Genomic DNA, 19,178 nt, shown 5'->3' on the forward strand with positions numbered 1-19,178 from the left:
GCGCAATGAATATAGTAGCTTATGCTACCCTCTTATTAAACTCCTGCATAGTCCAATACAAAAGATAATTCCATATCAATAAAAAAATTATTAGGGCACAAAGAAGATAAAAAGTCCGACTCTTTGTCGAAAAAAGAACGGGCCCAACTAAAAAGATACTCCCTCGAATCGTCATATGGATTTTGGGTTCCTCGGGAATATTGCGACAAAGTCGAAGACTCCTTAAAGGCTTCCAAAGAAACAAAAGAAAAAACACTGAACAATTATATCAGCATCTTGGAAGAAAACTGCTCAGAAATTGAAAAAGGGTTCAAAAAATTCCTATGCATACTGATAAACGAATTTATTTCGTCATACCAAAACGGGATACTACAAAAAAATCCATTACCACAATTTGATTCTATAGAATCAAAAATCAAATTCTACAAAGAAATATTAACCCATGATGACAATGAAATTATTGCGCGACTAGAAACGCGCTGGAAAAAATGGTTTAAAAATTTAAACGAAAAATTTTGCATTCCATATGAAGGGAAAAAGAATGATGACCCAAAGCATATAGACGCACGTGAAAACTTAAAGAAAAAACTGTCCACGAATTTATACGGATATCCAACGCCAGACATATGGAATGACATTGACGCCGCAGGATCTTTTGAAAAATCTATTATAGATTCTATAGATTATTTATTGCATCGCAAAGGAAATAAACCCGCAATTATAAAAGATTTGATAGGCGACGCAACTTGCGACACAGATGAGGAAATAACAAAACTCCTCATTAACCACAAATTTGCCATTCCTTCCCCGGAAACAGAAAACAAAAGAAAGGGAAAAATGTCTAAAAAAAGGCGACGGAAGAGAACGCATTAATGCATTCAGGCCCTATTTGAATCTTTTTTGTAACAAAAACGTACAGAATTAAACGACTTTTGTTTGTCCGAAATAAATTAGTTTGTAAAAAACAACTATCAACTTCGGAGAAAAAAATGGGTCGTTTAATTTTAAATCCATGCGCAATCACAAACTTTACCATTAATATTGTTAAAGAAAACGCCAATCTTGACGTCATACATTTGACAATAGACACAGAAGACGGATCCTTAAAATATAGGATTTGTTGCGATGACAGAGAGCCCAATCTTTTGTCTATTCAAAACCAGCTTAATGCGGGCTTATCTCAAGTACTTAATGGAAATGTGGATATTGAACTCCGTGAATATATAGAGAGAGACTATTTATTTATCAAATACCCTAACGGGGTCACCAAACAATATACCGCAAGAAAAATATGATGGAAAATATCTAAAAGGAAATCGAAAATGAAAGCACACGGAACAGATCTAAAATCTTTTTCAGTACAGCAAACAACCTGCCCTTGCAAGGGAGACCCAACACAATCGCGAAGCTGTGTTCATTTAGAGATTGTTCTTATCACGAATAAAACGTATAAGTACAATCTTTTCGGTGATGAATCAATGACAGAGCAGCAAATTGATACCTACTTAAATTCAGAATGCTCCAAAATTAAGGACTCAAGCCATCTTTTTAAAATTGTTAAAGAGTCCCATCCTGGCTATATCGGATTTACATTCGCGGGAAATTACAAAAGAGTTTCCGGCGAAACAGCATAACGAAACCTTTTATTTAAAACGGTCCGACGGCCGTTTTTTTTCAAACTTTCAGGTTCTTAAGGGCGGAGCCCTTAGGCGTGAAGTGAACCCCAAAAGTTGGACACAACTTTTGAGGTTCACTTCAGGAGGAGGGGTAGCGAAAGACTTGCCCTAGATCCTTCGACTTCGCTCAGGATGACACGGGGCAAGGCTGGAGCGAGGGGAGGGCTCCCCCTCCAATAAATTCACCCGTAGTATTCCTCGTAAAAGGTCTTGAACTCCGGGATTGCGTCAACTACGGAAAAAGCCATTTTCATGTACCGGTTGAACAGTAGCGCCTTGAACCCTTCGGGCACGCCGTCATCTTCCCGGAATTCCTTCACGTAGCACCTGTATTCTTCAATCTGGTCTTTGTCGTCGCCCATGGAGGCGTAACTCTGCTCGTAGAACCAGAGCATCGCCTTGTCCTGATCCTTACCCTCGAAGGGATTTTCACTTTCGTTCTTGAAGTATCTGAAGAATTGCATCATGAAAAATATACATCAAAAAAAATCCGAACGGACCTATTGACAAACCAGATTTTCAAATTTATATTTAGTGCACAAGTGTGTAGTCTTTGGTATGGCTCTGTCAAGTCATTCAGTATTTTTTTCCAAAACTGCGGGTTAACTGCATTCTGGCTGCAGTTTCGGATGGGCTGACGTATTGGGAAAGTTTTGCCAGCCGTTTTTTGTGAATGGAATGGCTTGACAGAATTTTTTAAAAGCTATGTTTTGATTCCTTTTTCGTAAAGAATAAAGTATTTTAGGGATAATCCAGGAAGACTGTGGAGGCGTTATGTCATCAGAAGTAAGAATCTATAAAGGCCATTATACCAGCGGATCTGCCGTTTGGACTTTTGCGGATAACCGTTTGTACTCTGGTCATTATGCCAGCGGTACGGCTGTGTATTGCTTTGACAATGGTCGCATTTACAAGGGCCATTACGCCAGCGGTTCCGCCATCGCAAACTTTGACAAGGACCGCATTTACAATGGCCATTACGCTAGCGGCACTGCGGAATACTGCATTGACGGTGGCCGAATTTTCGAAGGTCATTATGCCAGTGGTTCCGCTATTGCTTGCGTTGATAAGGCTCGGGATTTGCCTCTTTACGTGCTTGCCTTTGTGGCGACGTTATTTTGATTAAAAATCCAAATTTTATTCCGAATAGGAAAAAGGGTCTTTTTGCTAACCGAGGTCCCGTGTAAGAATAATTCCTTGACAGAGCCTTTGGTATTTTGTCGCTTGTATGCCAGAGGAGTTGACGATGCCTTTAGGAACTTACTCTCCCATTTTTAACACAACCAAACCAATTTTCGATATTTTTTATATCATTTTTATATTTGACGTTGACTTTTTCACCTAATTAATCTATTTTAGGGGTATGATGAACGCAACGGTCATATTGAAGAGAATCCTCCTTGAGAACTTCAAAAACGTCAAAAGGGGAGAAATTCCCCTAGTTCGCAAGGACGAAAACGGTGCTTGTATTGCCGGTATTTACGGACAAAACGGTTCCGGTAAAACGGCGATTATCGAAGCCCTTGTCTTGCTGAGACATTGCCTTGTGGGATACTCAATGCCTCAAGACGTCGCCAACTATTTCATATCTTGCATCAATGTTGATAGCGAGTCCGCCCGACTTGAATTCGAGTTCGTAATCGAAGATAACGATAGCGAAACCAGCTACAAAGTAGTCTATAGTTTTACACTAAAAAAAGTCGAAAGCGAAAACCTCACCAAATTGGTCATTTGCAACGAGAAGATCTCTTATTCGAGCAAGGGCAAAGATACCGCAACCAAATTTGTTGATTACATTGACACCGACAGCGATACCCCATTTGTCCCCAAGGCAAAATACGACACGCTCATCGGAAAAGACAAAAACAAAAAGACCGATTTGCTCGTCGCAAAGAAAATGGCCGAAGCAAATACCGCCTCCTTTATTTTTTCAAAGGAAATATGTGACGCCATTTTGCCTAGAGAAACCGGCAACATTCTAGAACGTTTAGCATGGTATGGAGCACGTGAACTTTTCATAATCAGAACAGCATCCACGGGGCGTATCAACTTAAACGATATGCCACTCCATATTTCTCTGGACCACGGCGAAAACCATACATCAATAAGCCTATTGCTTGCATTAAAAAGATCAACACCTGTTTCTGCGGGCATTTTGGAGATTTTGAAAAAAACAATCAACAGCATAAACATCGTTCTGCCGCAGATTGTTCCCAATCTCAAGGTCGGTTTGAAGGTTCTCGGTAACGAACTTATGCCCGACACATCAATGGGTTATATCGTGCAGTTGACATCTTGCAAGGAAGGCCATGAATTTCCCCTTGCGATGGAATCCGACGGCATCAAGAAAATCATTTCCATACTCTCCTTGCTCATCGATGTTTACAACAACCGTTCCATCACGGTCGCCATAGACGAGCTCGATTCCGGCATCTTCGAATACTTGCTGGGCGAAATCCTCCGAGTTATTTCCGAAAAGGGCAAGGGGCAGCTGCTGTTCACGTCGCACAATCTGCGCCCTCTCGAAACATTGGACAAAAACTTCATCGTATTCACTACCACAAACCCGATGAACAGATATATCCGTTTCAGCGGCGTGAAGACAACCAACAATTTGCGCGACTTCTATTATCGCGATATTATTTTGGGAGAACAGAGCGAACCCGTTTACGAATCAACCAATAATTCCGAAATTGCACTAGCATTCAAACTTGCCGAATTCCAACGATAAGGACAAAGAGAATGATGCCGTAAATTTTGCCCTGCACTATAGGGAAAACATTCCCGGATTCATCAATTTCATTTCAAAGTCCGACTTCGCATACAAGCCGAAACCCGAATTATCGCTCACGGAAAATCACAAGGAATCATGGAAAGAAATCCAGGTGGGAAAAAACTCTCTGGAAAGACGCACGAATTTCGGATTAGCGTTTATGTAATAACCAAAAAGTAGTTGTCAAGGAATACTTGACAACTACTGAACACGAGTTCCCTTCATTTTTACTCGGTCACTTCGACGAGCACTTCGGCAGGCTCAGTGACCTTTTGTTACCCTAGTTGCCCGGGCAGCACGAGCTTTTCCTTATGCGGAAACTCCTTATCGTACTTCTCGAACGCCTCGGGGTTGCGCATGGCAACAAAGTACGGTTCAGGGTCGCGGTAGCTGCCGGTGATTCCGTCGAGGAACCCTTCTTGCAGTTCTTTGCAGAGGAAGTAGGGTGTGTCACTTTCGGGGTCGTCGGCGTAGCGGATTCCCCTGGTGCTCGCGACCACAAAGCCGCTCTTGCCGTAGAACGCGATGTTCCCGCAAATCAGGAGGCAGCCCGCGCCCATCTCGGCGGCAATGCGCATGGAATGGTCGAGCAATGTTTTCCCGTATCCCTTGCGCTTGTAGTCGGGGCGGATACTGATGGGCCCGAAGGTCATCATGCGGATTTTGCACCCGTTGTCGGCGTCGATGTGCGACCACGCGTACATCACGTGCCCGATGATTTCGCCGTCCACTTCCAGCACAAGCGAGAGTTCCGGCACAAAGTCGGGCTCGCTCCCGTAGCAGTGCAGCACGTAATGCTCGGTGCATCCGGGACGGTCCTTTTTTTGCAAAAGGGGCAAAAATGCCGAAATTTCGTCAACTTTCGCGATTTGCCGCTATTTTCATTGAAAAATCTATAATTTTTAACAGATTTTATGTTGAAATATCTATAATTTTATGGTATATTTATGTTGAAAAATCTATAATTTTTGGATAATAACGGCGAGGAAGCATGTTCAAACGCAAGGCATACGACAAATTGAAGGAGTGGAAACAGACTTACTCCGGGCGGTACGCCTGCCTTCTGGAGGGGGCGCGGCGCGTGGGCAAATCCACCATCGCCGAGGAATTCGCCAAGAACGAATACGAATCCTACATCCGGATTGACTTCGCCAATGTCACAGACGAAATGCTAGATGTCTTTCGCGATATTTCCAAGCCGGACCTTTTCTTTTTGCGCCTCCAGGCAGAAACGGGCGTAACTCTCAAGGAACGCAAGTCCGCGATTATCTTCGACGAAATCCAGCTCCAGCCCAAGGTGCGCCAGGCAATCAAATACCTTGTTCAAGACGGCCGCTACGACTACATCGAAACAGGGTCGCTCATATCCATCAAAAAGAACATCCAGGGAATCGTTATCCCTTCCGAGGAGCACAAGATTAACGTCTATCCCATGGATTACGAGGAATTCATGTGGGCAATCGGCAAAGATCCCGCGGTGATACGCGAAATCTACAAGGCCAAGACACCCATCGGGAACGCCACCAACAGAAGCCTGATGCGTGATTTTCGGCTTTACATGGCTGTCGGCGGCATGCCGCAAGCGGTCGATGCGTACATCCGCAAGGAAAACTTCGAGGTTATCGACGGCATCAAGCGGAAGATCAACGACCTGTATTTTGACGACTTGAAAAAACTGGACCCGACAGGACGTTTGTCCAACATTTATAAATCCATTCCGAGCCAGCTCGCGCTGAAGAAAAAGAACTTCACAATCACTAAAGCGACGGGCAAGCAGAAAACGCCAAAAGACGAGGAACGCTTTTTTGAACTGATGGATTCAAAGACGGTGCTCGCCTGCTACCACGTGAGTAACCCGGCCTCGGCTCTAGCACAGACAAAAGATTTGGACAAGTTCAAACTCTACACCGCCGATACGGGACTTTTTATCTCGCTGATGTTCGACAACTCGAAACAGACCAACGAGATTTACAAGAAACTTCTGAGCGACAAGCTGGATGCCGATTTAGGTTACTTGTACGAAAATGTCGCGGCCCAAATTATAGCTTCAAGCGACAGGGAACTGTATTACCACACCTGGCAAAAAGAAAACAGCACGCACTATTACGAGATTGACTTTCTGCTATCGCATGGTAATAAGGTAGTCCCTGTCGAAATAAAGTCTTCGGCAGCACGGAACCACGAATCCATCGACCAGTTCGCAGAAAAGTATTCCAAAAAGGTTTACCGCAGAATCCTCTTCTCGCAAAAGGACGTGGACCACGTCGGAACACTGCAACTCAAACCCCTGTACATGTTGCCGTTTGCATTGGAAGAGATGTAGGTATTTCCGCAATTTTGTCCAATTTTTCCATATACCCCTTCATATAGATTTCGGGCATAACCGCGACACGGTTTGCAAAAAGTCGCGAACGAAACACTAACATAGGAGTAAAATCATGGAAAAAGCTATTCTCGGTAACGATATTTTCGAGAAATTCAACGAGGGCGAGCTCAGGCTCCCAAGCAAAACGGTCGCTTTCAAAGGTATCGCGTGGTCCAAGCATCCGACTTTCGAGGGTGTTGAACTCAAGCATATCATCACCGCGAAAGAAACCGGCGGCATGTTCAGCTATCATTTGGTGAGAATCGCGCCGAACAAAAGCATCAAAACGCACATTCATGAAACCCAGCTCGAAACGCACGAGGTTATCGCAGGGAGCGGCATTTGCACCAATGACGGCGCCAAGCTCGAGTACGCTCCGGGCGTCATCTCGATTATGCCGGCGAAGGTCCCGCACCAAGTAGACGCAGGCGACCAGGGGCTTTATCTGTTCGCAAAGTTCATGCCGGCCCTGTGCTAGGCTAGAGCTTCACCGCTTTCTTGTATTCTTTCGGAGAAAGGCCGACGACTTTTTTAAAGCAACGGTCCATGTGGCTTTGGTCGTAAAATCCGGCATCGAATGTCACCTCGGCCGCGGGCCTTTCTTCGAGTAATTTTTGCGCCTTGCGGACTTTGCACTGCATCTGGAATTGGTGCGGCGTGAGTCCGAAGGCCTTTTTAAATTCACGTATCATGTGAAACGGACTGATGCACGCATCATGCGCCATTTGTTCTATCAGATAAATGTTCTCGGGATTTTCGAGAATACTTTTTTGCAATTCATCTAATCGTGCAACCGAACTTTCTGCACAGGCATCTAAAGCGATGCACAGAACCACCATTGAATAGCATTCATAGCCGACGGTCATGTGCCCGGTATGCGTGTGCGGCGGGTACGACTTGCGCCAATCCTTGTAACGCACGCATTCAATCCGGTCATTCTTTTTGCTGTACGAAATCTCGCTCATTTTCTATCGCCATAGATAACAATTTACTACTCCCCGCTCACCCACTTTTTGTATATTACCACTCGTTTTCAATTAAGGAGGAAAACAAATGAAGAAAATCACCCTAATTATTTGCCTTTTGGCATGCATCAGCTTTGCGCAAACCAGTATTTTTGCTGGGCTTGGGCAAGCTTACCATGGACTCGTCGGTGTGGAACAGACGTTCTTGAACGGGCACCTGTCTGCAAACGCGCACTGGCTGGGCTACGATTCCGACTACGACTTTATGGGCGGCGCGGGCGTGGCTTACCGCTTTAACGGTTTGACCGGCCCGTACGTATTCCATTCGTCTGAATTCCTGACCGGCAGAACGAACGACCATATTTTCCATGAAGAACTGGGCGGCGTGAAAGAGGACCGCTTTTATTACTGGCGCTTGGTATTCGGTTTCGGTCTGCAGCACATGTTCAACGAACACTTGGGAATGTTCTTTGAAACGGGCTTTGAATTTTATGCCGGCGATGGCGGCTACTACACCTACCTCGACATGGACGATGGCGGACTCAGCAAAGACAAGATCGCCTTCCCCATGGCCTTCGGCTTGGTCGTGAAGTTATAAGCTACGCTGATTTAGCTATCTTTGGCGTATGCCAGAGAAATTTTCGAAATGGGTCGCTTGCTGGGGCAATGCGACCTCTATTACAGACCGCAAAGAAGCGACTTACGCAAAAGACTTGACGCTCCGTTACCCGATTCGCGCATGCTTTTCGGGCAACAAGTTGCGGTTCCATTTTTCGAACTTGACTGGCACGGAGCCGGTGACCATTAGCGAGGCGTACGTCGCTAAAGAGGCGCCGAGTTCGTCGGAATATGCGCCGACCCCCATTACGTTCGGTGGCCGCACCTCCGCCGCAATCCCCGCTGGCGAAGAAATCTTGAGCGACGAGATCGCATTCGATGTGACCGCGGGCGAAACATTCGATGTGAGCCTCTACTTTGCCGACTTTACGCAGATGAACGCAGGCACGGCGATTACGGGCCCGCTTTCGGGCGGCAAGTACAGCTACGGCAATTTCGCAAAGTCCGCAACGCTGCCTGACGACCTGACGCGCAAAACGAACTGGATTTACTTCCTGAATACCATCGACATTTTTACCGAAGAAAAGAATTTTGCGTTGGTGTGTTTCGGCGATTCCATTACGGCGCAGGACTGGCCCGATTACCTGACGCTGCGTTGTGCACGCGAGGGTTTTAACAACGTGGCGATTATCCGTCGCGCGGTGAGCGGCACTCGCATTTTACGCGAATACAGTTGCATTACTTACGCGGCCTATGGGCTCAAGGGCGCCACGCGATTCCCGATCGAGATGAACGTGGCTGGGGCCCGCACGGTGATTGTGCAGCACGGCATCAACGACATCATTCACCCGGTGGGTGTCGAGGTCAACAAGTTCCGTCCCTGGAGCGATATGCCCACGGCCGATGACTTGATTAACGGCGTGCGTTCGCTCTACATTACGCATGCGCGCAAGCTCGGGCTCAAGATTTACAGCGGCACGCTGCTGCCGATTTACGGTTGGCGCACCTACAACGAAAACCGCGATATCATTCGCATGGCGTTTAACCAGTGGCTGCGTACTGCTCCCGACTTTGACGGCTGCGTGGATTTCGACAAGGCGGTGCGCGGTCACGACAATCCGAAACAGTTCAGCAACGGGTTCGATTCGGGCGACCATTTGCACCCGAGCGCCAAGGCTTACGAGGCCATGGCCGAATGCGTTCCCGAAGAATTGTTGAAATAATTTTGCCTATTTTAGGCGTTTTTCGCGAAATAAGATTTTCGTAATGTAAGCTACATCACACTGTTTACAAGTGTAAAATTATTCGTTCCTTACAATATGGCTTTTGGCGGCCCAGAAATGTATCTTATAGGCATGAATTCAAGAGAACTTCAAATCGTCAAACAAATCGTGTTGCTGGTTGCCGTAGCTGTGACCCTCGGTTTCATTTACGGTTAATCTCAGACGGTTTTAAATATTTAAAAAGTCATTGGCAAGCGCCAATGACCTTTTTTAATTCTCTTTCACCTTTCGATTAGTAGTTGATAGCGATGTAGAAGCTACCGGCGCCGAAGCGACGGTCAAAGCTTTCAAAGCCATCCCACAGGGCGTCCCATGCGAGGCCGACTTCGAGCTGGGTGGCGGAATTGCGGAAGAAGATGACGCCGAGTTCTGCGCCGGCGGCAAGACCGATTGCAAAGCTTTCGTCGCTGTCGTAATAGCGATCGTCAATCTGAATACCGAGACCAACGCCTGCGCCCAGGAACGGGGTGACAACGCCCGTGCTCGGGAAGAATCGACCGCCGAGCAAGAAGACTTCGTGCCATTCCCATTCATCGCCGAACGAAATATTCATGTTGTCCACGATGGTGATGGCGGCTTGCGGAATCACTTCGAAGATGCGAGCGTAGTGGAATACGAATGCCTGTTCCCAAGAGCGTTCGACGTCGCGATCCTTGTGGCAATCGTCGGCATTGGCGTACTGCTTGCAGCTCTTGTCTTTAAAGTCGTAGTTGTGCCAGAGGGCGGCACCCAAGCCGTAGCTCACGTAGTTGCGGGTGGGGCGCTTGTGGGCAAAGTTGTCGTTCGGGTCGCCATCGTTACGGTCGGCGGGCACGAGCACGACGACTTCGGGTTCCGAGCGGCTTGCCGTAGAGGCGTAGTAGTCTTCGGCAGGGGCGGCGCTTGCGTTATTGTCTTCAACGTTGGCGAGGGCGCTCTTGACCGCCCCTTCGATGGCCACGTCGAGGTCGTCTACAGAGCCGGCCTTTTGTTTACCGCTACCGACCACGGCGCCGTCTTTGACCTGTTCGCAAACCACCACGAAGGTAGAGCCCATGGTCATCACGTTGGTGCGCAGCTGGATTTCGGCACTGCCGTCGACCGGGGTGTTACCTGTCTGGCTCACGGAGGCGCGCACAATGGACTGCACCATGTTCGGGGCGTCGGGAGCAAATTCCGCACCTTCGGGGGCAAGGACTTGAACGTTTGCGGCGAGCGAGAACGCTGCCAGAGAAAGGATAGTGGAGAAAATCTTTTTCATGCCATAAAGATAATAAAAGAATTGCTAAATTCAAGCCTATGAATAAAGCCGCTATTATCGTTGCCGTTTCGATGCTTTTGAGCCGCGTGCTCGGAATTTTCCGCGAAATGCTTTTGGCACATGCCGCGGGCGTGTCGCTCGAAAAGAACGCGCTTGACCTTGCGTTCATGATTCCGGACATTTTGAATCACGTGGTGAGCACCGGATTTTTGTCCATCATCTTTATCCCGATTTTTACGGGCTACAAGGTGGCCGGCGATGAGAAGGGCGGTTGGAAATTCTTTAGCAATGTCCTGAATACTTTCGGAATTGCGCTGTTGATTTTGGTGGCGCCCGCATTCATTTGGATGAAGGAACTCTTGCAGCTCTTGACGGTCGAGGGAGCCACGCCAGAACTGATCGAGCGCGCCGCATACTATGGCCGCATTATTTTGCCGGGACAGGTTTTCATTTTTGTCGGAAGTATTTTGGTCGCGGTGCAGCATACCCGCAAGCAGTTCTTGATTCCGTCGCTGACGGGCCTGATTTACAACGTGGCGATTGTGGGCGGAGGCGCTTTGGGACTCGCGCTCGAGAAGTTCAGCGGCACGGAATACGGCCTGGAAGGTTTTGCCTGGGGCGTGCCGGTTGGCGCCTTCATTGGATTCTTTGCCTTGCAGATTTTTGGCGCCCGGCGTGGCGGTGTGCATTACGAACTCTTGGTGCAGCCGACTCACCCCGATATCGTTCGCTATTTTAAGATGATGCTCCCGATGTCGCTTGGTGTGGGCTCCATGTTCGGCCTTGAATTCATTATCAGGAGCTTTGGCGCGAACTTCGGTACGGGCGGCATTTCGAGCTTGAATTACGCTTACCGCGTGATGTACACGCTGGTTGCGGTGTTTGGATTTTCTGTTTCTGTCACGAGCTACCCGGACATGGCCCGCCTTGTTAAGGAAGGCGATTTCGGCCAGCTGAACCGCAAGATTTGGAAAAGCCTTTCGCGCATGTTCTGCATCTTGATTCCGGCGGTGGTTGCCGTGTGGGCTTTGAGTTTTCCGGCGGTGCGAATCTTGTTTGAACGCGGTGCTTTCCAGCGTGAAACCACCGAAGCGATTTCCGAGATTCTGCGCTGGTATTTGCCGGTGAGCCTTGGGCTTTGCCTGCAAGCAGTGCTTGTGCGTAGCTTCTATGCCTGCGAACGCATGTGGGTACCGACCCTTTTGAATACGGGCATTTTTGCCGCAACTATTCCCGCCTACATTCTGCTGGGCGCGCCTGAAGTGGGTCTCGGCATCAAGAGCGTGCCGATTATCGGCGCCACCGGCGCTTTGCTGCAGGTGATTTCGATGATTTTCATGTGGGCAAAAAAGAACGGCACCGACGGCATGAAAGAAGCTTTGCTGAATATGGCCCGCGCCCTGGTTGCCTTCGGCATCATGATTGCTGCCGCTGTCGGACTTGACCGCGTCTCGGGCGCATTCGTGCGCGAAGCAAACTTCGTCGTGCTCGTTGTATACGCCTGCGCTGCCGGCATTTTGCTCTTCACGCTCACGCTGATTATCCAGCGTTACCTCGGAAGCAAAGATGCCAAGGATATTCTCAACGAACTCCTTGGCAAAATAATGAGGAAATTACATTTGGCGCGCTAGTAGCGTTCTTTCGTCTATTTACGCCAGGATTCCATGACCTTCATGCAGCCAGCGAGTAGCTCGGCGGAACGGTCCTTGGCTTCGGTTTCCACGTAGCAGCGGAATTCCGGAGCGTTGCCGCTCGGGCGCAAGTGCACGATATCGCCGGAATCGAATTCCATACGATAGCCGTCCGTTTCATCGATGGAAACAACTTCGCCGTGGAACGGCTTGGGAGCCGGGCCATCCTTGGGCTTGAACTTAGAAGGCTTTGCGGTAAGCGCGCCGAACAATTTGGCGCCGAGTTTCTTTTCGCGAATTTCGGCGAGCTTTGCCTTCGACACTTCGGTCGGGAATTCCTTGAGGCGGTCGCTGAGCGTAAAGCGCTTCGGGAGTTTCTTGAGCAAGTCCACCACGCACATTTTCTGTTCGCGGACCATGACCATCACGGCAATCATCGGGAGCAATGCATCGCGGGTCGGCAGCGCCGGGAGCGTGCGGGTTGCGCCATCTTCAAAAGAACGCGTGAGGTTTGTCTGCAGCAAGAATCCGCCGTTAGCTTCGTAGCCTGCGACAGAGACGCTCTTGTCATTTGCATCCACCAGGCTTTCCATGCCGGCGATCACGTACGGGCTTCCGATTCGCGTGCGGCAAATACGCTCGAAGCTGCCAGATTTTTCGAGCGACGTGTTGCAACTCACCGGAGTTGCAATGCGCTTGATACCAAGCGCCTGGGCAGCCAAGATGCCCAGCACGTCGCCACGGAGCCACATGCCTACATCGTCTGCCAAAAGCGGGCGGTCGCTATCGCCATCGGTACTGAAGATTGCATCTACGAAATCCTTGTGTGCAAAGTCGCGGGCCAAGTCTTCGTCTTCTTTACGGATAGCTTCGGTATCCACCGGAATAAAGGTTTCGCTGCGGGCAAAAGGCTTGACTGTTGCGCCCAAGCTTTCGAGCACCTTCACCACAATATCGCGGCCCACGGCGGAATGCTGGTACACGCCAATGGTCAGGCCTTGCAAAGCCTTAGCACCGAAAAATTCCGGATAGCGCTTGCAGTAATTTTCTTCGGCTTCGGTTTCGACAGCCGGGAGCGCGGGGGCATTCTTCAGCATGCCCTTCGCATCGAAAATCGATTCGTCGAAATCCACTGACTGCGAAACAATTCCCTGTTCGTCCTTCTTGGTGATTTCGCCCTGCGGGTGGTTGAACTTGATGCCGTTGCGGTCGGCCGGAATGTGGCTACCCGTCACCATGATAGTCGGGAGAGCCTTATCGATACCGTACAATGCGATTGCCGGGCTCGGAATGCGGCCGCAGTAAATCACCTTCCAAGAGGAATCTTCGCCGGCTTTGACCAAGGCCTTCAAAATGCGTTCGGTACTCGGGCGCAAGTCGCCAGCAATTGCAATCGTATGGTCGCACTTGTAGCTAGCCTCGCAGTACTTGATAAACGAGCGCGCGTACACATAGCACACGCGGTCCGTCATTGCCGTCACCAGGCCGCGGGCACCGCTGGTACCGAATGCCACGCCGGACTGTTTCATTACTTCTTGCATTGAAATGCTCATAGATTCCTCTAGTCGTTATAAATGCAACGGACGTTTACCGCAGCGTATTTATGCGCGTTGTCGGATCCATCCGTATCGTCCACATGATAGGCCCACAAATAGGCAAATTCATAACCATAGCCCGTTCCCGAAACATCGTATTCCGTAGAGCTCCAGTATAAAGATTCGTAATCCCCATTCTTGTAACGCCCTTCGTAGTGATAATATCCACCAATCTGGTTCGTGAAATACACGGTATATTCGGGGTGATCATTGAAATATTCATTGAGTTTTTTCCATTCCTCAAAACTCGGGAGGTGTGTGCCTTCGGGGCAAATTCCCTGATACGGCAAATCAATTTCGCCAAGCTGTTTCCGATCGTATTCCGTATCGATTTTCATGGCCTGCGCCCACGTATAAAGGCGGCCATGCTTTTCGCAATTTTCAGGGACATCGTCGTAGCAGCGGCTGCCTTCAACTTCAACATTCAAGTTGCGCGTCATCCATTTCTGTTCACCTAACTGAATGCTCGTCAGTTCCGGATCGTACACTTCATTCATCGAAGAATACACCAGCTCGCTAGACGAAGAAGACTGTACACTCGAAGAAGACTGCGCACTTGAAGAGCTCAGTTCCACCTTTTTAGAATCATCCCTAAGGCAGCGCACATAGGCTCCCGTAATTTTATGACCGTTGTCGCGACCTCTAGATTCGTCTTTACGGAACGACCATAGCCACGCAAATTCATATTCATAAAGCGCCGTCACTTGATATTCCGTAGAACTCCAGAAAAGAGCCTCGTAACCTTCGGACCTGTAATAGCCCTTGTAATCGTAGGCGCCGCCAGATTGCTGGTTGAAATACTTGTTATAGTCAGGATTTTTTTCAAGGTAGCTGAAAAGCCAATCCCATTCCGCATAACTCGGCAGGTGCGTACCTTCGGGGCAAATGCCCTGATACGGCAACTTGATTTTGCCCAGTTCTTTTTTGTTGTAGCTCTCGTCAACCTGCATCACTTGCGCCCAGGTGTACATGCGGCCATACTTGTCGCAATTTGCAGATTTGTCGTCATAGCACATGCTACCGTCAACGGCAACATCCAAATTCCTTGTCGTCCATATCTGGCCACCGACATTCACAAAACCGGAATCCGTAGGCGCAACTTTTTCGACACTGCTGCTGGACTTTGCCGCACTTGACGAAGAGCCTTTTTCGTCTTTACTACTCGAAGAAATCTTTGAATCGCTGGAGCTGGATTCGGCAGAAGAGCTGGAATCTTCCTTGAGCAATTCAGGATCTATGTTGCGGTAGTAAGTCTTGTCGTCTTCGGTCTTGCAGAAGCATTCGCCAAAATCAAATTCGGGCGAATTGGCGACAAATCCATTGAACTGGTAATTATCATCGACACCCAGCTTGTACTTGCAACCCGAAACATCGGCCCAAAGGTGATTGTCGTCTCTTTCGGTAAGAACATTGATATCGAAACGGTTTTTAGACTTGTCGTATTTTGCCCCGGTACACCTTGCGTAGAACGAAAGCATGTAGCTCATGCGTTCGGACACCCTGTCGCACACAATCTTTTCCAGATAGGTGCCGCCGGATATCATTTTGGACCATTCGGCGTTTTCTTCGAAACCGTATTTTTCGTAACACCGGTCTGCAACAGGGTCAACCACAGGCTCTTCCGGCGCACTGCTTTTACTATCGCCCCCGCAACCGTAAAACGACGCCATGGCCGCAAACACACCAAATAGAACAATGTTCTTCTTCATGAAAATAAAGGTAGAAAAGATAGCGGCATCAATCTTTTCAAAATCGTAACCAATGCAGGGCCAAGGCGAAAACACTTGATACAGTCGTATACAAAATCATCGCTTTTACGCTAACACCCCCCCGAAAAAAGAGGATATTTTCTACTTTGGATGTTAAAATAAGGGATGATTATGCTCAAAAAAATCTTGACCGCAGGCGTTTTCAGCGCCGTAGCACTTAGTGCAGCACCGCTCCTCACCAACGGCGACTTGTCCTACGGTGACGGCGGTTGGTATGTTTGGAACAACCCCGATGGCCCCGCCAAGTACGAAAGCAAAATCGGTGTCGAAGGCCTCGGCGTAAACGGCAGCGAAGGCGTCAAGCTCACGGTGACCGAACTCCCGAACCCCTCTTGGGGTTTGCAGTTGCAGCCGCCCAAGTGGCTCGCCGACTCAGCCTACTACAAGCTCAGCTTTAAGGCCAAGGGCAACATGCCCATTAACGCCATCATTCAGGGTGGTCCTCCTGACTGGCGCCAGAAAGAAAGCGCCTCGTTCATGCTGACCAAGGACTGGAAGGAATATTCCATGATTTTCCTTGCCGACCAGAAGGGTTACGGCGTGAACAACGTGACATTCCACGTGGGCCTTGCCAAGGGCTGGCTCCAGATGGATGACGTGTTTATCGAAAAAATCGAAGGCATGGATGACATGACCTGGTACAACAATTCCGCCGCCCGCATCGACAGCCTGCGCAAAAAAGACTTGACGCTCAAGGCTGCCCCCGGCACCCAGGTGAAGGTGGAACTCATGCGCCACGCATTCCCCTTCGGTACAGCACTCGCCCTCTACCCCACCAAGGACAGCGTCGAAACCTGGTACCGCAAGACCGCCAATAAGTACTTCTGGTATGGCGTTCCCGAAAACCAGTTCAAGTGGCCGGAATACGAACCCAAGAAGGGCAAGATCCGCCGCGAAGAATTCAAGCAGTACCTGGATTACGTGAACGATTACAAGTGGGGCTTCCGCGCCCATACGCTCATGTGGGGCCACCAGGGTTACGGCTTCGACAAGCACTTCAGTAACCAGGGCAGCTGCAAGGATATCTCGAAAAAGATCAAGGAACGCATCACCCGCGACGTGAAGGAATACAAGGGCCGCATCAAGGAATACGACGTGTGGAACGAAGCATTCCACGAACCGTTCATCTTTAACAAGTGCGGCTGGGACCTGTTGGATAGCGCCCACGTTTGGGCTCACCGCGCCGACCCCGAGGCACGACTCTTCATCAACGAATACAACGTAGTGTCCGCCGGCGAAACCGACCGCCTGTACGAAATCGTGAAGGGCATGCTCGAACGCAAGGTTCCTGTACACGGTATCGGCGTACAGTGCCACTTCGGCGACCGCCAGCTGAATCCGGCATTCATCAAGGCCCGCTTCGATAGGCTCGGATCTCTGGGGCTCCCGATCAAGGTGACCGAACTTGACTTTGGCGACTGGCAGAAGGGCATGTACTTCGGCGAAGAAGAACAGGCCAAGCGCTACGAGATGTTCCTGCGCATCGCATTCAGCCACCCGGCTGTCGAAGGCATTGTGCTGTGGGGCTTCTGGGATGGCCGTCACTGGGTCAAGAACGGCGGTATCGTTGCCATGGACGGTCGCGAAAAGCCCGCTGCCAAGCTCATTTACGACTTGTGGCACAAGGTGTGGACCACCAACGGTACGTTCAAGGCCGACGAAAACGGTGTCGTGAAATTCCGCGGCTACCCTGGCAAGTACAAAGTAACCATCGACGGCAAGTCCGAAATGGTTGAGTTAAAGTAGACGGTAGACAGTAGGAAGTAAACAGTAAAAATTTTTCAGAAGATGCTCCCACGCGGGGGCATTTTTTCTATTATGAACTAATAAACCTTAGTGAGGAAACAATGAAGAGTTCTTATAAAATGGCAACGGCTACATGCGCCCTGTCTTTCGCATTGGCATTCACCGCCTGCGACGATTCCACCTCGGCCAGCGACAACGGCGGCAATGGCGGTAATGGAGGCGCAAACGTCGCCTGCACCAACGAACCAGTAGAATGCCCCACCATCCAATTCGAAAACGAAGTTTACGACTATCGAGACTGCAATCATTACAAGATTCAAACCTTCGGCACACAGACATGGATGACCGAAAACTTGAACTACAACGGTTGCGAGACCAAGGGACAAAACTGGTGCTACGGTGGTGACGCAGCCAACTGCCAAAAGTACGGTCGCCTTTACACCTGGACAGCCGCAATGGGCCTCGATAAATCTTACCAGAAGAATTACGCGAACCTGCCCGAAGGCACCGTCACCAACGGACTCTGCCCTGTCGGATACCATATTCCGAGCGACGCCGAAACGGATATTCTCATTGCATACCTTGAAGACAATGACAAAGTGGCAGAATTCAACTTCCAGTTCGGCGGCAAGAATAACTTCGCAGGCTTCGCCGACTTAGACAGAACCGCATACTTCTGGACTGCCGACGAAGACCACTCCGAATTTGGCGGTAAAGAAAATGTCCGCATCTGGAGCTATTCCGAAACATTCAGCTTCGGTGGCGGTTCCATATTCAAGGACAGCGGTCTTTCGATCCGCTGCGTGAAGGACTAAAAATTTCTGCATAAAAGAAAACGCCCCGCGATATAATCGCGGGGTTTTTCTTGTTGCTATTAAATGCAGCATTGTTTGTGAGCAACAAACGCCTCGTATTAACGAGGCGTGGTTGCGAGAGCGAGGCGATATCACATTCTTGTTGATGCGATAGAGCCGAGCGGTCTTAGTAGTTTTCGGCGGTCACTTCGAAGAAGGACTGCGGGTGGGCGCACACCGGGCATGCGGCCGGAGCCTTGGTGCCAACGACAATGTGACCGCAGTTGCGGCATTCCCACACTTTGACTTCGCTCTTTTCGAACACGGCTGCAGTTTCCACGTTCTTGAGGAGTGCGCGGTAGCGTTCTTCGTGGCGCTTTTCGATAGCGGCGACCATGCGGAACTTCTTGGCGAGAGCGGCAAAGCCTTCGGCTTCGGCAGTCTTTGCGAAGTCTTCGTACATGTCGGTCCATTCGTAGTTTTCGCCATCGGCGGCAGCCTTCAAGTTGGCAGCAGTATCACCGATACCGTCCAATTCCTTGAACCAAAGCTTGGCGTGTTCCTTTTCGTTGTCGGCAGTCTTCAGGAACAGTTCAGCGATCTGTTCATAGCCTTCTTTCTTGGCGCAGCTTGCAAAGTAGGTGTACTTGTTGCGAGCCTGGGATTCGCCAGCGAAGGCGGCCTGGAGGTTCTTTTCGGTTTGGGTTCCGGCGTACTTGTTTGCCATAAATTCCTCTCTTGGTTGAAGTGTCTCGAAAAGAATATACACATTTTTAGGTCGTC

Annotated in this window: 19 protein-coding genes; 12 read left to right on the forward strand and 7 right to left on the reverse strand. The window is 49.3% G+C overall.

Annotation, left to right across the window (positions count from 1 at the left end; genetic code table 11):
• Positions 1-276: 276 nt before the first annotated feature.
• The 3 genes from B7989_RS12685 (at position 277) to B7989_RS13905 (ending at position 1,634) form a co-directional block, all read left to right on the forward strand.
• The gene (locus B7989_RS12685; protein ID WP_144265068.1) at positions 277-873 is read left to right on the forward strand and encodes a hypothetical protein; all 597 of its coding nucleotides are present in this window, start codon (positions 277-279) and stop codon (positions 871-873) included.
• A 116-nt stretch (positions 874-989) separates the two neighbouring features.
• Positions 990-1,295 (forward strand): hypothetical protein, encoded by a 306-nt coding sequence (locus B7989_RS12690; RefSeq protein WP_088628846.1) that lies wholly within the window; start codon positions 990-992, stop codon positions 1,293-1,295.
• A gap of 27 nt (positions 1,296-1,322) precedes the next feature.
• Entirely contained in the window at positions 1,323-1,634 is a 312-nt protein-coding gene (locus B7989_RS13905; RefSeq protein ID WP_144265069.1) for a hypothetical protein, read from the forward strand.
• A 224-nt stretch (positions 1,635-1,858) separates the two neighbouring features.
• Here the strand turns inward: B7989_RS13905 and B7989_RS12695 are convergent, their stop codons facing one another.
• Positions 1,859-2,140 carry a hypothetical protein gene (locus B7989_RS12695; RefSeq protein ID WP_144265070.1) on the reverse strand — a complete coding sequence of 94 codons (282 nt, stop codon included), beginning with the start codon at positions 2,138-2,140 and terminating at the stop codon, positions 1,859-1,861.
• 310 nt (positions 2,141-2,450) lie between these two features.
• Here B7989_RS12695 and B7989_RS12700 point away from each other — a divergent pair, with 310 nt between their 5' ends.
• Positions 2,451-2,798, forward strand: coding sequence for a hypothetical protein (locus tag B7989_RS12700; protein WP_088628848.1), 348 nt, complete (start codon positions 2,451-2,453; stop codon positions 2,796-2,798).
• Positions 2,799-3,039: 241 nt separating this feature from the next.
• Complete coding sequence (locus tag B7989_RS12705; RefSeq protein WP_088628849.1) at positions 3,040-4,407, forward strand: ATP/GTP-binding protein; 1,368 nt, start codon at positions 3,040-3,042, stop codon at positions 4,405-4,407.
• A 317-nt stretch (positions 4,408-4,724) separates the two neighbouring features.
• On the opposite strand, the gene B7989_RS12715 is transcribed toward B7989_RS12705, so the two are convergent.
• Entirely contained in the window at positions 4,725-5,279 is a 555-nt protein-coding gene (locus B7989_RS12715) for a GNAT family N-acetyltransferase (RefSeq protein ID WP_233144424.1), read from the reverse strand.
• Between the two features lie 161 nt (positions 5,280-5,440).
• Here B7989_RS12715 and B7989_RS12720 point away from each other — a divergent pair, with 161 nt between their 5' ends.
• Both B7989_RS12720 and B7989_RS12725 read left to right on the forward strand, forming a co-directional pair.
• A complete protein-coding gene (locus B7989_RS12720; RefSeq protein ID WP_088628852.1) occupies positions 5,441-6,772 on the forward strand; it encodes an ATP-binding protein in 1,332 nt (443 codons plus the stop codon).
• A 115-nt stretch (positions 6,773-6,887) separates the two neighbouring features.
• Positions 6,888-7,292, forward strand: a complete 405-nt coding sequence (locus B7989_RS12725) for a cupin domain-containing protein (RefSeq protein WP_198959562.1) — start codon at positions 6,888-6,890, stop codon at positions 7,290-7,292.
• Between the two features lies 1 nt (position 7,293).
• On the opposite strand, the gene B7989_RS12730 is transcribed toward B7989_RS12725, so the two are convergent.
• On the reverse strand, positions 7,294-7,779 hold the full coding sequence (locus B7989_RS12730) for an AraC family transcriptional regulator (protein WP_088628853.1): 486 nt from the start codon (positions 7,777-7,779) through the stop codon (positions 7,294-7,296).
• An 88-nt stretch (positions 7,780-7,867) separates the two neighbouring features.
• Here B7989_RS12730 and B7989_RS12735 point away from each other — a divergent pair, with 88 nt between their 5' ends.
• Together B7989_RS12735 and B7989_RS12740 are read left to right on the forward strand one after the other, a co-directional pair.
• Positions 7,868-8,377, forward strand: a complete 510-nt coding sequence (locus B7989_RS12735) for a hypothetical protein (protein ID WP_088628854.1) — start codon at positions 7,868-7,870, stop codon at positions 8,375-8,377.
• A 28-nt stretch (positions 8,378-8,405) separates the two neighbouring features.
• Positions 8,406-9,560, forward strand: a complete 1,155-nt coding sequence (locus B7989_RS12740; RefSeq protein WP_088628855.1) for an SGNH/GDSL hydrolase family protein — start codon at positions 8,406-8,408, stop codon at positions 9,558-9,560.
• Between the two features lie 292 nt (positions 9,561-9,852).
• Here B7989_RS12740 and B7989_RS12745 read toward each other — a convergent pair whose 3' ends face one another.
• Positions 9,853-10,860 carry a hypothetical protein gene (locus tag B7989_RS12745; RefSeq protein WP_088628856.1) on the reverse strand — a complete coding sequence of 336 codons (1,008 nt, stop codon included), beginning with the start codon at positions 10,858-10,860 and terminating at the stop codon, positions 9,853-9,855.
• A 38-nt stretch (positions 10,861-10,898) separates the two neighbouring features.
• On the opposite strand from B7989_RS12745, the gene murJ reads away from it, so the two are divergent.
• On the forward strand, positions 10,899-12,491 hold the full coding sequence (gene murJ / locus B7989_RS12750) for a murein biosynthesis integral membrane protein MurJ (protein ID WP_088628857.1): 1,593 nt from the start codon (positions 10,899-10,901) through the stop codon (positions 12,489-12,491).
• Between the two features lie 14 nt (positions 12,492-12,505).
• Here the strand turns inward: murJ and B7989_RS12755 are convergent, their stop codons facing one another.
• Both B7989_RS12755 and B7989_RS12760 read right to left on the reverse strand, forming a co-directional pair.
• A complete protein-coding gene (locus B7989_RS12755) occupies positions 12,506-14,044 on the reverse strand; it encodes a phosphomannomutase (protein WP_088628858.1) in 1,539 nt (512 codons plus the stop codon).
• An 8-nt stretch (positions 14,045-14,052) separates the two neighbouring features.
• On the reverse strand, positions 14,053-15,795 hold the full coding sequence (locus B7989_RS12760) for an FISUMP domain-containing protein (protein WP_144265071.1): 1,743 nt from the start codon (positions 15,793-15,795) through the stop codon (positions 14,053-14,055).
• Positions 15,796-15,966: 171 nt separating this feature from the next.
• Between B7989_RS12760 and B7989_RS12765 the strand changes: the two genes are divergently transcribed.
• Positions 15,967-17,601 (forward strand): endo-1,4-beta-xylanase, encoded by a 1,635-nt coding sequence (locus B7989_RS12765; RefSeq protein WP_158212924.1) that lies wholly within the window; start codon positions 15,967-15,969, stop codon positions 17,599-17,601.
• A 119-nt stretch (positions 17,602-17,720) separates the two neighbouring features.
• Positions 17,721-18,416, forward strand: coding sequence for an FISUMP domain-containing protein (locus B7989_RS12770; RefSeq protein WP_158212925.1), 696 nt, complete (start codon positions 17,721-17,723; stop codon positions 18,414-18,416).
• Positions 18,417-18,582: 166 nt separating this feature from the next.
• On the opposite strand, the gene rbr is transcribed toward B7989_RS12770, so the two are convergent.
• Complete coding sequence (gene rbr / locus B7989_RS12775) at positions 18,583-19,122, reverse strand: rubrerythrin (protein ID WP_073057415.1); 540 nt, start codon at positions 19,120-19,122, stop codon at positions 18,583-18,585.
• Positions 19,123-19,178: the final 56 nt, after the last annotated feature.

This window comes from Fibrobacter sp. UWB5 (assembly GCF_002210295.1).
GTDB lineage: Bacteria > Fibrobacterota > Fibrobacteria > Fibrobacterales > Fibrobacteraceae > Fibrobacter.